The organism is Marinobacter sp. NP-4(2019) (genome assembly GCF_003994855.1).
Classification (GTDB): Bacteria; Pseudomonadota; Gammaproteobacteria; order Pseudomonadales; family Oleiphilaceae; genus Marinobacter.
Window position 1 is genome coordinate 4184505 of record NZ_CP034142.1, and the last position, 15082, is coordinate 4199586.

Consider the following 15082-nt stretch of genomic DNA (forward strand, 5'->3'; position numbering starts at 1 on the left):
AGCAAAACTTTCGGTGGTTCATAAGTTTCCCTCAGGCAATGGCTCGGCAACCGGGAACGACCAGGAGCCATCCAGAATCGAGTCGTCAGGCTGGTAAAGCCTGACCATATAGTTCCAGCCCTCGGTAATCGGAAGACAGTTCGGTGTTTCAGCCTGACAGCCTCCGAACTGAACAAGGATCGTTCCGTCAGCGTTTTTCTCGGCCGTCACATTATTCAACGTGTTGGCATTGAGCTCATTCGGCTCGAAATACCCTTCAGCGTTATAGACACTGATCGACCAGAAGCCATCCACAGGCACCTCGGCCACGGTCATACGGTAGATAGTCTCGCCATCATTCGCTGGTGGTGTGACATTAAGATAGGTAGCCTCGGACTCCGGCTGGCCACCCCACCCGAATGCCGCTCCGATCAGATGTCGTACCGGATCGACCTCGTGCTCATCGCCAAACATGCCGTTGGTGTTCGGCAAAGTGGATGCCAGTGTCAGGAGTGCATCCCGCACTCGCTTCTGACTGGCGGGGTCCCAGTCAGGAACTTCAAACGTTCCCACTTCGGACTGTTCTACTCGCAACGCATCCTGAACGGTATGCGCCTGTTCAAGATCGCGCGGATCCCCGGGGTTTACAAACGTCCTGGCCACGATCATGACATACCGCGTCCCGACATCTTCCCTGGCAAGGTGGTATCGGCCCTTGTCATACCATACAGCCTTGGTATGGTGATCTTCGTTGATCACCTGCAATGACATAAACCGATCGCCGGAATCCGGCATTTCCACGATGGCCGGAGCTGCGTCAAGATCGATGACGATGGCGGAATACAGCGTATCCCGGTTAAGTCGTATGACCGTTTGCTGGTCCAGTCGGGCAACCTCTCGGCGATGGTTCAAGCGACCAAAACCGCCTTCTTTAACGACGGCCCCGAAGTAAAGGGCGCTCTCCGCCCGAACAAAATTCTCAACGGTGACCGGCTTTACATCCGCATGAGCGGCCATGGCAACACACATCGCAATGCAGAGGCCTGAGAATTTTATCGTTGTCATTACAGGTTTCCCTCTATCTGATGCTTTCAATCAAAGCCCGGAAGGTACAGGAAGGGGCCTGACTCGCAGCGCCCCTCACCGCCATACGCCCTTAGGTTTTCGGCGTCACCATCGGCCACCAGAGTTCGAAAGAGTCCAGCAGCGACAGGAACTCGGCGAATTTCTCACCATTGCCTTCGATCCTGGCTTCCCCCGATTCCAACAAGTCAGTGATTTCGGATTCACCCAGGACCACCTCGTTGAATTTGGTGCGATCCACTGTCAGTGAGGCATCGGCGTTCTCAAACGTGTCGTCATATCTGTTGAGCACGCCATTCTCAACCGTCACTCCGTAGTCTTCCCCAATATCCGGCAGGATGAAGTTAATGCGAATAACCTTGCCTGCAGCCTTCGGACCATTGAGCTGAACCGCCATGTAATCGAGGAACATTCCCATACTCATCGACCGCACGATATCCGGTGACGCCGTGCTGGAAATGTTCGGTTTCATCACGCCGTTGCGAAGTTCCTGGGCGCCTGTCAGGTAAAAGTTACGCCACGGAGCATTTTCCGACTGATAACCCATCTGCTCGAAGGCATCTGCCAGAAGCGCCTTGGCTTCCTGGTTCTCAGGGTCCGCCATGACCACCTTGTCCAGCACCTGGGCGACCCAGCGATAGTTGCCCTCTTCAAAGTCTTTGCGCGCCATTTCGATCACATTGGCAGCGCCCCCCATGTACTCCACGAATTTCTCCCCCGCGTCCACTGGCGGTAGCGGATTCAAGCGGGACGGGTTGCCGTCAAACCAACCGAGGTAGTAGTTCCAGACCGCCTTGACGTTGTGGCTGACGGAACCGTAGTAGCCACGGTTCGGCCAGAAATGGGCCAGCTCATCTGGTAGCTCGATCATTTCCGCCGCTTCCACCATGTTGTAACCGTGGTTGGCCAGGCGCAGGGTCTGATCGTTCAGGTACTTGTACATATCCCGTTGCTTCTTGAGCATTTCCAATACCTGGTCGTTACCCCAGGTCGGCCAATGGTGCGGCGCAAAAAGCACCTCGGCCTCATCACCCCAGCGCTCGATAGTTTCATGCAGATAGCCCGACCAGGCTTTGGCATCCCGTGCCTTGGCGCCTCGCAGTGTGTAGAGGTTATGCATGGTATGGGAGGCATTTTCCGCTGCGGTCAGCGCTTTGAGCTCCGGAATGTAAAAATGCATCTCGGCCGGCGCCTCACTACCGGGTGCCATCAGAAACTCGAAGTCCAGTCCATCGATTTCCATGGTCTGGCCGGTATCGGTGACGTAGTCGGTAGGATTGATCAGAGTCGATTCTCCGGTGGAAATACCCAGACCCAGGCCGGTGCTCACAGCACCCTGCGGTCCCTGGGGCAACAGCACGCCGTACATGTAGCTGGCGCGGCGACTCATGTGGTTGCCGGCAAACACGTTTTCACTGAGCGCTTCTTCCACGAAATGCTCAGGTGCTATGATCCGGACCTTGCCGGACCGGACATCTGCCTCGTCCACCACGCCGCGGACCCCGCCAAAATGGTCGATATGGCTGTGTGTATAAATCACCGCCACCACCGGTTTGTCGCCGCGATGTTCACGATAGAGGTCAAGCGCTACCTTTGCGGTCTCTCTGGTGATGCAAGGATCGACCACGATGATGCCGGTGTCCCCTTCGATGAAGGTAATCGTGGAAAGATCAACGCCCTGGACCTGATAGATACCCGGTATGACTTCATACAGACCGCCCTTGGACAGCAACTGCATCTGGCGCCAGAGACTGGGGTTGACGGTGTCCGGAGCCTCCTTTCCCTTGGCAAACTGATAGGAGGAAAGATCCCACACCGGGCCGCCCTCGTCGGTCTTGATCACGCCCTCATTGGGAAGTGGCGCAATGAAACCCCGGTCAGTAGCCTCGAAGTCGCGCCGGTCATCAAATGGCAGCTCCTTGAGTACCGCCGCGTTGGCGTTCCGGGTCGTTTCGGTTGCGGGTTTTGGATCGGTTGCGTAGGCCGTGGAGGCCAACAGGCAAGCCATGGTCGGCATTAACCATCTTTTGGTCTTGAACTCCAGGAATCGTTTGGGGGTCATCGAACTACTCCTTGAATACATTGATGCATTCATCAATTTCATGTGTTGGATCTGGAACTCTGTGTTCGTGGTGTTGAGCTAACAAAACGGTTTGCCATCCAAAACAAACCTCAAACCTGAAACCTGTCTGTTACCTGCCGCAATTCCTGGCTTAAAGAGGCCAGGCTCAGGCTCGCCGAGAGCGTTTCCCTCGCCCCGGTCGCGGTTTCCTCTGCAATATGGCTTATCCGGGCAACACTTCTGCTGATTTCTTCAGAGGCAGCGCTTTGTTCAGTCGCCGCCGAGGCGATCTGCAAATTCATGTCGGACAGACGGTCAACGGCTTCGGAGATTTGTCGTAATGCGTTGCTGGCATCCTCGCTCTGAGCCACACTGGATGTGGCCGAGACCGCATTGCTCTGCATGGACTCAACGGCCAGTCTGGCTTTATCCTGCAGAGCGACAATGATCTTCTCTATGACTTCCGTAGATTCCTGGGTTCTTTTCGAAAGGCCACGAACTTCGTCAGCAACCACGGAGAAACCACGACCGTGCTCTCCAGCACGAGCAGCCTCTATTGCAGCATTTAGTGCAAGGAGGTTTGTCTGGTCAGCAATTGACTTGATGACTTCCACAACCCTGGACACTGATTCAGACTCTTCATTGACTGCCTCAATCTGTACCGAGGATTCACCAACTTCCGAGGCCAATTGAGAAATTACGTCTCTGTTCCGGGCTACCAGGTGGTAGCCCTGATGCGAGGCTTTATTGGCATCCTGGGAAGCGCCGGACGCTGTTTCTGCTGCCTGGGCAACTTCGTTTATTGTGGAAGCCATCTCCTGAAGGGCTGTGGCCATCTGATCTATTTCCAGTTTCTGCGAATTAACGCCCGACTGGGTTTGTTCCGTGATCACGGTAAGTTGCTCTGAAGAAGATGCCACCTGGTCCGAATAGGATTGCAGGCTCTGAATTATATTGCGGAGTCCGACGGTCATGTTGGACAGTGAGTTAATCAACTGGCCAATCTCGTCTTTGGATGAATAGGAGATGGATTCAGTCAAGTCACCCGCAGCCACTCTTTCGGCAAAGGCCTGCGCTGCGCGAATGGGCGGAACAATGGAGTAATTAATTCCCCAGGCTGCCAGAATGGAAAAACCCAATGCACCAACGCTGCCGACGATGGCTTCAAACTCCATCCTGTCTCTCATGTCATTGCCCTGGCTTTTTTCGTGATTACTTATTTCACGCGACAATGCAATGGAGCGCCGAGAGGCTTTAGACATAGTGTTTAGATATATTTCTGCCTGCTTATCACCTTGCACACGTCCAATTTCGAGATCTTCCGATGGCAGAATCGAGGAACTACTCAGGGTTTCACGATTGCCAATAGACTCAACATAGGCCTGGAAACTACGCTTATAATCTGAAACCAGGTCGTGGAGCTCTCCTGTAGAATAGAATTCGTTATCCCTTCCATATTTATCAATCAGAACCTCAATGACAGAAGTCGCCTCGGACAGGTGCCGGAAAAACTCCTCTTGTTTTTCTTTGTCACGCCCCAGAGAGAATTCTTTTTCTGCGATTATGGCTGACTGAACAGACTGAGCCACCCGGTCATATTCTTCAGCCTTCAACAAATGCTCCGAGACTATGGCCTTTTTGACGTGCCCATTGGCAATCAGCAAAGCCATTAGCGCCAGAATCAAGCCAAATCCTATGATCAGCTTGATCTTCACCGACAAATCAAAAAAGCCAATTTTCTCGAATACGCCCTTCACTAACGCTCCGGCCCTCGACCGGTTGATGCGCTGGACAATATTGGATGATTGAGGCATCAGCATATTTCTCTTTATTGTTAGTGCTTCATCTTATCTTTCGTCGCTCACCCGAGCCGACGATAAAGCCACTGCATCAGGTTCAGAATGCGATTAGCCCGTGCCTTGTAAGGCGGTGCCAGTAACGACATGGTATTGAACGGCGCCTGGTGATGGATCGGACGCAACTTGGAGAAGTTCATAAACCCATCGCGACCGTGGTAATGCCCCATTCCACTGTCTCCCACTCCCCGAATGGCAGGTCGTGTTGCCCGACGTGCAGCAGGCACTGGTTCACCGACACACCACCGGAGGGCAGACGTTCGATCAACAAATCACGCAGGCGCGAATCATTGGTGAAAGGGTAAAGGGCCAGTGGACTCGGGCGACGGCCGACGTAGTCAATCACTTCCTGGGGGGACTGGTATGTCTTAATCGGCAGCAAGGGGCCAAATATCTCCCGTCGCATCACCAGCATGTCGTCGGTTACATTCAACAGAATATGCGGCGGGAACTTCCGCAGTTTCTCGTTGCCACTGCTGGTACTCAGCGGGATCACCCGGGCGCCCTTGGCGCGTGCATCTTCGAGGGTTTCCCAAAGCCGCTGGTAGGAGGCATCGTCAATGATCGAGGTGTAGTCCACGCTGTCCAGATCCGGATAACGGCTGGCGACAATGGCCTTGGCATGTTCGACAAAGGGCTCAACCTTGTCGTTCGGCAGAAACAGGTAATCCACGGTCACGCAGATCTGGCCGGCGTTGAGCAGTTTCCATTGCAACAGGCGTTCGGCGGCGGTCTGGAGGGGGAAATCATCACCCACGATGGCCGGAGACTTGCCTCCCAGTTCCAACGTTACTGGCGTCAGGTTCCGGGCGGCATTAACCATCACTTTCCGTCCCGTTTCTGTAGATCCGGTAAACAACAAATGATTGAAGGGCAATGCAGAGAATTCAGGCCCCAGGGTTGCGTCGTCATCCCGGATAAAGACCAGCTTCTCCTTGGGGAAGTAGTCACTACTGACCCTCTCAAATAGCGCCGCCAGGCGGCTTGAGCGATCTGACATCTTAACCATGGCGCGGTTGCCCGCAGCGAAAATGCTGACCAGCGGCGCCAGGCTGAGATTGAGCGGAAAATTCCACGGCACGATTACCCCGACCACTCCCAGCGGCTGTGGAACGACGCGGTTCCTGGCACCGGCATACAGATTCAGGTCAACGCCCCGGCGCTGGGGCTTCATCCAGCGCTTGAGTTTTTTTAGGGTGTGCTGGATATCACCCAGCACCATCGTGTATTCACAGAGCAGGGTCTCATGCCGGGAACGGTTTCCGAAGTCGTCACTGATTGCCTGCAGAATCTCCTCCCGGTGATCTTTCAGCATACGTGCCAGAGACTGGAGATCTCTGACACGGGAGCGGTAATCAGGCACCGGATTTGAAAGATAAGCCTCACGCTGACACATCAGTTGATCGTGCAGTCCGTCAGCAGTGTTGGAGGTTGGATTGTGGATGGGAGCATTCATGCATCAACTCCTTGAGTCATTGGGTCGGCAGCCGTCCGGTCGGTGACGATGACCTTGTGCAGATCGCCGGTACCTGTCAGGTGTGAACACTGGCCAGGCAAGGGTGACGAGAAATGGATCGGTTTAATCGCAGCCGCTCTTTCGGCGTTGAATACCGGCTCCCTCGACCATGCGTATTCACTGAGCGCGAGAATGGTGAGCGATGGGTTAACGCCGAGGTTGCCCGGGATCAACGAGCCATCAATGACCCGCAGGTTGTGATAGCCAAACACCTTCCCGGTGTCATCCACGACGCCGTCTTCCGGTCCCTTGCCGATGGCCACCCCGCCCATAAGGTGAGCCGTGGTCGGCGCCCCGCTGAGCACTTCCGTGGCGATGTTGCCGGATTGCCCGCCCCCGGCGGCGTCAACATAGTGCCGCGCCGCCTTGTGGGCGAGGGGGAAATAGATCGACAGCGCATTGTCGTCCTTATCCTGGTAAACCGACCAGGTGGAGCGAAACAACCGATACCAGGGTCGCTTGGTGCGTATGTGCACGAAGGTGTCCCGGGTCTGCATCACCAGGAACATGATGCTGTTACGGGACTTGCCGACCGGGTTAAGCATGCGGAACGTCTTGACGGGATGACGAATCATGTTGATCAACATGCGTACCGGCCGCGGGATTCCCCCTGCCGCATCAACCAGCGGTACCGCGCTCTGGGTGAGGAAGTTGGCATCACCGTATCGAGCAAAGCGGGTCACCTCGATACGGGTCTCATCGTCGGGATCGAACATGGAAGTGATGCTGGGTCCATGGCAGATTTCCTGGGGATTACCCTCGGCATCGGGGAACCGGCCGGTGTTGGTAATCAGGGTTTCCGAGTTGGTTCGCACCTGACGCCCCAGTTCGTTGGAGATATTCGGCAAGGTTTTATCCACCTCCTTTGCCTTGAGCAGCAAGGGGATGGTGCCGAATACACCCGCCGAGACCACAACACCCCGGCAGCGCAGTTTGTACGGCTTTTTGAACACGCGGGCAGTGGAGGTCTGGATGGTAAGCTCGTAGCCAGCACTGCCATCCCGCTTGCCGTCTGCCCCCGGCAGTGGCTCGATGCGTGTCACCTCGCTTTCAGCACGGATCTCCACGCCGTTGCGTTCAGCAAACCACAGGTAGTTCTTGACCAGGGTGTTCTTGGCATTGTGACGACAACCCATCATGCAGCCACCGCAGTAGCGGCAACTGTTACGCTGGGGACCGCTCCCTTCAAAGTAGGGGTCGCCACGGTCGGCACCGCTGGCATCATCCAGGTTCTCCGGGAACAGGATTCCCGTGTTGACTGTCTGGTAGGTGTCCTCACGCCCCATACGCCTGGCTGTTTCCTTGAGTGCCTCGTCAGCCGCATTCTCGTAATGGCTCTTGGTCACCCCGATCATGCGCTGGGCCAGGCCGTAGAACGGCATCAGGCGGTCCTTCCAGTCGTCATGCACCTTGACCCAGGGCCCCGAGGTGAACACCTCGTCCTTGGGAATCAGGTGAATATTGGCATAGACCAGGGAGCCACCGCCCACGCCCACGCCATGCACGGCAGTGATCTTGTTGGTCACGCTGAGCTGCATGTTGCCTTTCAGGCCAAGCCCGGGTGCCCAGAGCAGCTTCTTTAAATTCCAGGAATTGTCAGAGAAATCCTTGTCCTCCCAACGCAGCCCTTTTTCGAGCACCAGGACACGGTGCCCCTTCTCGCTGAGACGTAAGGCACTGCAGGAGCCCCCAAAACCGGATCCGATAATAATCTGGTCGTAGTCGAATTGGTCCGCCATCGGAAATACTCTTTGTCTTGTTAAAATGCGTCAGGACAGATTCAGGAATCCGAAGAGCCTGTTTCTGCCTCGCCCTGATTCGCTGCCCATACCCGGATCTGCTTCTTGTCGAACTTTCCGACACTGGTCTTGGGAATGTCGTCCACCATTCGGATGCTGTGTGGAATCCACCACTTGTTAATCCGGCCCTCGTCGACAAATCCCATGAGGTGGCTGCGAATGTCATCCGGCGTGAGGTCGCCACTACGGGACTTGACCAGCGCGTGGGGACGTTCGCCCCAATCCGCATCCGGCAGGCCCACCACGGCCACACTATCCACGTCGGGATGGCGGCTGATCAGATCTTCCAGTTCCAGGGACGAGATCCATTCCCCGCCGGTCTTGATCACATCCTTGAGACGGTCCTTGATCTCCAGCGTGCCATCCGGGTGCAGGCTGCCGATGTCTCCAGTGTGCATCCAGCCACCGGCCCACAGCTCCTCGCTCTTTTCAGGTTCCTTCAAGTATCCCTGGGTCAGCCAGGAGCCACGGACCACGATCTCGCCGGTGGCTTTGCCATCGTGAGGCTGGGGGTTGCCCTCAGCGTCCAGCAAGCGCACGTCCACCAGGTTGGAGATCCGGGTATTGATGCGGTAAGGGATTTGCTCTTCCAATGGCAGTTCGCGTACGGCCTTGCTCAGGTGCGACAGGCTGATGGTCGGGCAGGACTCGGACATGCCATAACCGCTGAAGATGTCGATGCCCCGCTCCAGGGCCTGACGCGCCAGCCCCTGAGACAGGGCGCTGCCGCCAATCACCACCTTCCAGCCAGACAGATCGGCGTCCTTTCCAGCCGGGCAGGTCATGATCATTTGTACAATAGTGGGGACACAATGAGAGAAGGTCACACCTTCCTTGCGGATCAGTTCAACCAGGGCATTGGGTTCGTAACGCCCCGGGTAAACCTGTTTGACCCCCAGCATGGTGGCCGCGTAGGGGACGCCCCAGGCATGCACGTGGAACATCGGGGTCAACGGCATGTAAATGTCGTCGGAACGCAGCATGGGCATACTGGCGTAGGCACCACCGAAGCTAACGCTGTTGAGGGTATGCAGAACCAGCTGACGGTGGGTGAAGTAAACGCCCTTGGGGTTGCCCGTCGTGCCGGTGGTGTAGAAGGTGGTGGCCACCGAATTCTCATCGAATTCCGGGAATTCGTAGGTCGGGCTCGCCTCGGCCATCATCGCCTCATACTCCCCGCGCAGCGGCAGGCGGGTCTCCGGAGCGCTGCCCTGGTCCTGCAACACAATGTAACGCTCTACCGTATCCAGGCTCGGACTCAGCCGTTCCAGAAGTGGCAGGAAATCTTCATGGGCCAGCACCAGCCGATCCTCGGCATGGTTCATGGTGTACAGAATCTGCTCGTCGGCCAGGCGGATGTTCACGTGATGGAGCACGGCGCCAATCATCGGTATCGCGAAATAGCACTCCAGATAACGATGACTGTCCCAGTCAAGCACGGCGACGGTGTCTCCGGGCCCGATACCTTCGTTTTCCAGTAGATTGGCGAGCCGGCAGACCCGCTGGTAGAGCGTCCGGTAATCGTAGCGATGCTCACCGCGATAGACGATTTCGTTATCCACCTCGTGGCGCTGGGAAGCCTGGAGGATGCTCTTGATCAAAAGAGGCGCTTGTCGGGCAGCACCAGCGGGTTCGATGATTTTGGTCTGCATGATGTCAGTTCTCTCTGTTCTTGTTGGCTCGTTCGCGGTCAGTTAAGCGAGAAAAAATGGGGCGGGTCACAACACCCCCGCCCCCAAGGGTCCACCCTGGCTACTCCGTCAAGGCAACTCTGTTACTCACGACGTCTTTCTCGACTTCTTCCATTGATCTTTTCCGGTTTGCCTCAGGCACGTCTCCGCGGGGCATCAGGAAATGCGCCAGAGCCGGCAGCAGCAACATCGCACCCAGCATGTTCCACAGGAACATGAAGGCGAGCAGGATGCCCATATCGGCCTGGAACTTGATCGGCGAGAAGGCCCAGGTACCAACGCCGATAGCAAGCGTGAGCCCGGTGAAGGCAACCGCCTTGCCGGTGGTATTCAGCGTGTGGAAGTAAGCCTCTCTGAGCGGCATTCCCTGTTTCAGGTAGGTCTGCAGTTTGCTGCAGATGTAGATGCCGTAATCCACGCCGATCCCGACCCCGAGCGCGATCACCGGCAGGGTGGATACCTTGACGCCGATATCCAGGTACATCATCAACACCTGACACAACAGTGAGGTCAGCACCAATGGCAGCATGATGCAGGCCACGGTACGCAGCGAGCGGAAGGTCAGGAAGCACAACAGGGTGACCACGCCGTAGACCCAGGCCAGCATCGTCAGATGAGCCTCGCTGATAACAATGTTGGTGGTCGCCTCAATGCCGGCATTGCCGGCCGCCATCAGGAACTTCACCTCGTCGGTGTCATACTCAGCGGCAAAGGCTTCAACCGTGCTGACCACGCTCTCCAGGGTGGCGGCCTGATGATCTTCCAGATAAACCAGGATCGGATTCAGGTCACAGTTGGGTGTCGTCAGGCTGCCTGGCGCCTGAATCGAGGCCGCATCCATCAGCTGCTGATTGCGGCTGATCGCGGACCATTTGATCGAGCCTTCGCTGGAGGCCGACATGTAGCGCTTGGCAAAGTTTGCCAGCGAGCGTGTGGACTGCACGCCCTCCAGGTTCTCAAGCCGCCACTGAAGCTGATCCATGGCGTCCAGGGTGGCGTAGGCAGAGCATTTCTGAGCCGGCGTATCCACCATCACCACAAACAGGTCAGTACTGGTTGAGTAGTTCTCGCCAAAGAAGGCAATGTCCTGGTTGTAACGGGAATCCGGGCGCAATTCCGGCGCACCGGCGTCCAGGTCACCAATTTTCAGGTCCTGCTGCTTCCAGATGCCGTAGCCCATGCCAGCCGCCGCGACCAACACGGCAATCAGGGCAACCCGTGGATCGGTAAAGGCCACGATTCGATCCCACAGCGGATGGCGGGGCTTGTGCTCCACCCGCTCCTGGCGTTCGATGCTTGAACGGCTGACGCCAACAAAGGACATCAACAAGGGCAGCAGGACCAGGTTGGTGAGAATGATGACCGCAACCCCCAGGCTGGCGGCGACGGCCAGGTCGCGAATCACCTGGATATCAATCACCATCAGGGTCGCAAAGCCAATGCCGTCGCTGATCAGCGCGGTGAGCCCCGCCACATAGAGACTCCGGAAAGCCAGTCGGGCAGCAAATTCTCGACTGGCTCCGCGACCCGCTTCATGGCTGATGGCATTGATCACCTGCACGCCGTGACTGACGGCTATCGCGAACACCAGGAAAGGCACCAGCATGGAGTACGGATCGAGCCCGTAGCCGAAAATCGAGAGCAAACCCAGTTGCCAAACGACCGCAATGATCGAACAGGCCAGAGCCACACCGGTCGCTCGCAGACAGCGCGAATACAGGTACAGCAGTATCGCGGTAATAGCCAGGGCCACGGCGAAGAAGAACGCCACCTGGGTGGCACCCTCAATCAGATCGCCAACGAGCTTGGCAAAGCCGATGATGTGAATTTTGATGGAATCGGTCTGGTACTTGTCTCGTAATAACGTTTCCAGGTCACGAGCAAAGTTCTGGTAGTTCAACGGCTCGCCGGTTTCCGGATCGCGCTCATACAGGGGCGCGTAGATCACCGCAGAGCGGAAGTCGTTGGCGACCAGAGCGCCCACTTGACCGGACTTCTGAACATTTTCCCGCAGTTGGGCAAGACTCTCTGCGGAGCCGTCGTAGTTGTTCGGCATCACCGGGCCACCGGCAAACCCTTCCTCGGTGACCTCCGTCCAGCGCACTCCCGATGCCCAGATGGACAGCAACGCCGAGCGATCCACGCCGGAAATGAAGAATGCTTCGTCATGGACCTGCTTCAGCGTCTCCAGAAACTCCGCATTAAAGATGTCGCCCTCGGTGGTTTCCACCGCGATGCGTATAGAGTTCCCTGCTCCCTTGAGTGCCTCCTGGTTCTCCAGATAACTCTGGATGTAGGGATGAGAGGTCGGCAGCATTTTCTCAAAGCTGGCATCCAGACGAAGCTGGGACGCCTGGTAACCCAGGAAAAGTGTGATCAGGGCAAACAGCAGGATAAAAAGCCGTCTCTGACCAAAAAACAACCGCTCCAGTACCGGCTCCGAATCCTCAAGGGGATGCGCCAGGTGGTGTTCAATATCGGAAAGTTTGTGACTCATCTCAGTTCACCTTTTCGCTGAGCGAGGACCGGGCTATGCGGTGGATACCGCCCTGCCCGACAATAATCGCGTGGTGCTCGTCAACGCCGGTTACGGCGCTATACGTTCCGCGGCTGCCGAGGTGGTGTGAGGTGAAGCTCAGGTCGCCGACCTTACCGTTAAGCAAGACGCCACCATGACCCACCAGGAGCGCACTGCCATCGGGAAGAATCGCTCCCCCCTCTATCGATGAGTCGATAGGTGTCCGGACCCTCTGCCAGGTGTCGCCCTGGTCGCGGGACTGGAACACATGTCCGCGCAAGCCGTAGGCGATCAAAAGGTTACGGGAGGCATCACCAACAAGGCCGAAGAAGGAGCCATCGTAAGGAGACTCAAGGCGCTCCCAGCTCTCTCCGGAATCTCGGGAGCGATGCAACCCACCGGCCTCGCCGGCAACAAAAACGGTACCGCCCAGCCGTTCAACGGCGTAATGGTGGAAGCCGAAGGCGTTCTCAACCTGGCCAATCAGGGATTGCCAACTGGCACCACCGTCCCGGGTTTGTAGAATCAGACCAAAGGCGCCAACCACAATTCCTTCTCGCTCATTGCTAAAGGAAACGTCGAGCAACGGCCGGGTGGGGCCCTCCTCCAAAAAGGCCTGGGCGTCCTCGGCGAGGATGGCCATGTCCTCGAGCGAAACGGCAAGTCGCTCATCGCCCACCCCGGCTTCGGCATCCGCCAGCAGGGCCTGGGCCTGCTTTTCCACCAGCTCATTGATTTGATGACCATCAAGCTGCTTGCGCCAGGTCTCGCCACCATCATTGCTATGGAGAATCACACCGTCGTGGCCAACCGCCCAACCATGCGTGGGGGTTGGAAACGAAACAGCGGTTAGCGTGACACGAACCGGAACGTCCGCCTGATGCCAGCTAAGGCCCGAATCGTCCGAAAACAGAATATGACCACGCTCGCCCACGGCTACCAGACGGCTCCCCACTTTGGTCACATCCAACAGCAGTGACCGGGACACCAGGTCACTGGCTACCGCCGGAGCCTCCAGAGCGTCCTCTGCAGCTCGAACCGGATTACTGACCATTGGCAGCAAAAAGGTTGCGGTCAAAAGAGTGGCCACACCAAGATGCAAGCGGGCTCGTTGCTGGGTAGCACGAGCAGAGAATATCGACTTCATATCAACACCTACCTGCGAAACGTGGACCAACGGTCACCCAAAGGGGGGACCGTTGGTCTCCAATTGACACTCAGCGACGCGCTTGACGACGCAGGTTCTGGGTGGAGTAGAAATCATCCTCCCCACCTTTGTGGAACGTTTCGCGGGTATAGGGGTGGACGTAATAGTGGCCAGACAGCAAATCCTGGTAGATATTGCCGGAGACCACCACGCCGGGCAGTTCCTCGGCATAGTACGGGCTGCCGTAATTCACCTTCCACAGGTCACCACGGCCGTCGTAAGCCTCAGACATCACCACAGTCCAAGAGTCCTCGTCTATGTAGAAACGACGCTTGGCATAGACATGGCGTTTACCTTCCTTGAGAGTGGCTTCAACAACCCAGGCCCGGTGCAGTTCCCAACGTCGGAAATCCGGGTTTGGATGACCTGCGGTAAACAACTCCTCAACCTCTACGCCTTCGTCCACGGCGTTGATGAACCGGTTGTCGTTATAGGGCATGAATACTTCCTGCTTGCCCACCAGTGTCCAGTCGTAACGATCCAGCGCACCATTGAAATGGAAGGTCTCATCAAAGACGGCCATGCCATTGGAGGTGGGAGTAGGGGTGTCATAAGCTACGGTTGGGGCCCGACGCACCCGGCGCTGGCCAGGGATATACTGCCAGGCTTTACGTGGCTCGAGGCCCGGATTCATCGGTTCGTGGAGCAGCAACAGCTCACCGCTTCGACGACTCGGCTCCACGGTTTCCTGGAAGTAAAAACCATTGAGGCCATCCCATTGATCCTCTTGGCCTTCCTGATAATAGGTATACTTCTGTTCGACCTGGTTACGGGTGTAGGTAATATTTCCATCAGAATAGACGCCATAAGCAGCAACGTCCGAAGACTGCCCCTCCCCGCGCCAACGGGTGATATGATTCCAGATCAGCTCTTCACCACTTTCAGGAATCGGGAACGCCGTTCCACCATAGGCTCCTTCCACGCCGTTGCCACCGGCCACCAGCGTCGCTTCGGTGGCGTTCTCCCGGATGTTGTCATAGACCCATTGCGGCATGCGGTGAGTGCGTCGTGTCGGGTAGACGTTCATCTTGAAGCTGTCCGGATACTTTTCGAACATTGCCTCAAGCCCGGGAATCAGTTGGTCTGTGTATTGCAGGTAGTTGGCGGCGGTAATGGTGAATTCGGGCTCGTCCTGCAAAACCTTTTCAATTGCCATCGGCTCCGGTGACCAGGCCGGAATAGTGCCGCTGTCATTACCATTACGCTCGGCACCAAAGGGCGTGAGTTCGGCGCCCAGGCGTGCAGCCTCGTCCGCAGACACCGCCGCCTCTACCACCATGGAGAAGCCAAGAGAGGCCGTTACCACAGCCGCCGCCAAGTTACGCTTGTAGTTTGAGGTTTTCATACTGATTATCTCTACGGTCTTGTACT

10 protein-coding genes are annotated in these 15082 nt (G+C 56.7%); all 10 read right to left on the reverse strand.

Annotated features, from left to right (window positions below):
• Positions 1–18 precede the first annotated feature (18 nt).
• Positions 19–1044, reverse strand: coding sequence for a DUF1254 domain-containing protein (locus EHN06_RS19060; RefSeq protein WP_206075690.1), 1026 nt, complete (start codon positions 1042–1044; stop codon positions 19–21).
• A 91-nt stretch (positions 1045–1135) separates the two neighbouring features.
• The gene (locus tag EHN06_RS19065) at positions 1136–3124 is read right to left on the reverse strand and encodes an alkyl/aryl-sulfatase (protein ID WP_228257357.1); all 1989 of its coding nucleotides are present in this window, start codon (positions 3122–3124) and stop codon (positions 1136–1138) included.
• 110 nt (positions 3125–3234) lie between these two features.
• Positions 3235–4938, reverse strand: a complete 1704-nt coding sequence (locus tag EHN06_RS19070; RefSeq protein WP_164735632.1) for a methyl-accepting chemotaxis protein — start codon at positions 4936–4938, stop codon at positions 3235–3237.
• A gap of 47 nt (positions 4939–4985) precedes the next feature.
• Entirely contained in the window at positions 4986–5120 is a 135-nt protein-coding gene (locus EHN06_RS21635) for a hypothetical protein (RefSeq protein ID WP_265936901.1), read from the reverse strand.
• Positions 5117–6436, reverse strand: coding sequence for a coniferyl aldehyde dehydrogenase (locus EHN06_RS19075; RefSeq protein WP_206075691.1), 1320 nt, complete (start codon positions 6434–6436; stop codon positions 5117–5119). The genes EHN06_RS21635 and EHN06_RS19075 overlap by 4 nt, the downstream gene beginning before the upstream one ends.
• Entirely contained in the window at positions 6433–8235 is a 1803-nt protein-coding gene (locus EHN06_RS19080) for a GMC oxidoreductase (RefSeq protein ID WP_127334061.1), read from the reverse strand. The genes EHN06_RS19075 and EHN06_RS19080 overlap by 4 nt, the downstream gene beginning before the upstream one ends.
• Before the next feature lie 41 nt (positions 8236–8276).
• A complete protein-coding gene (locus EHN06_RS19085; protein WP_127334062.1) occupies positions 8277–9950 on the reverse strand; it encodes a fatty acid--CoA ligase in 1674 nt (557 codons plus the stop codon).
• A 97-nt stretch (positions 9951–10047) separates the two neighbouring features.
• Positions 10048–12483 carry an efflux RND transporter permease subunit gene (locus EHN06_RS19090; protein ID WP_127334063.1) on the reverse strand — a complete coding sequence of 812 codons (2436 nt, stop codon included), beginning with the start codon at positions 12481–12483 and terminating at the stop codon, positions 10048–10050.
• 1 nt (position 12484) lies between these two features.
• Entirely contained in the window at positions 12485–13651 is a 1167-nt protein-coding gene (locus tag EHN06_RS19095) for a WD40/YVTN/BNR-like repeat-containing protein (RefSeq protein WP_127334064.1), read from the reverse strand.
• A 70-nt stretch (positions 13652–13721) separates the two neighbouring features.
• On the reverse strand, positions 13722–15056 hold the full coding sequence (locus tag EHN06_RS19100; protein ID WP_127334065.1) for a DUF1329 domain-containing protein: 1335 nt from the start codon (positions 15054–15056) through the stop codon (positions 13722–13724).
• Between the last annotated feature and the right edge of the window lie 26 nt (positions 15057–15082).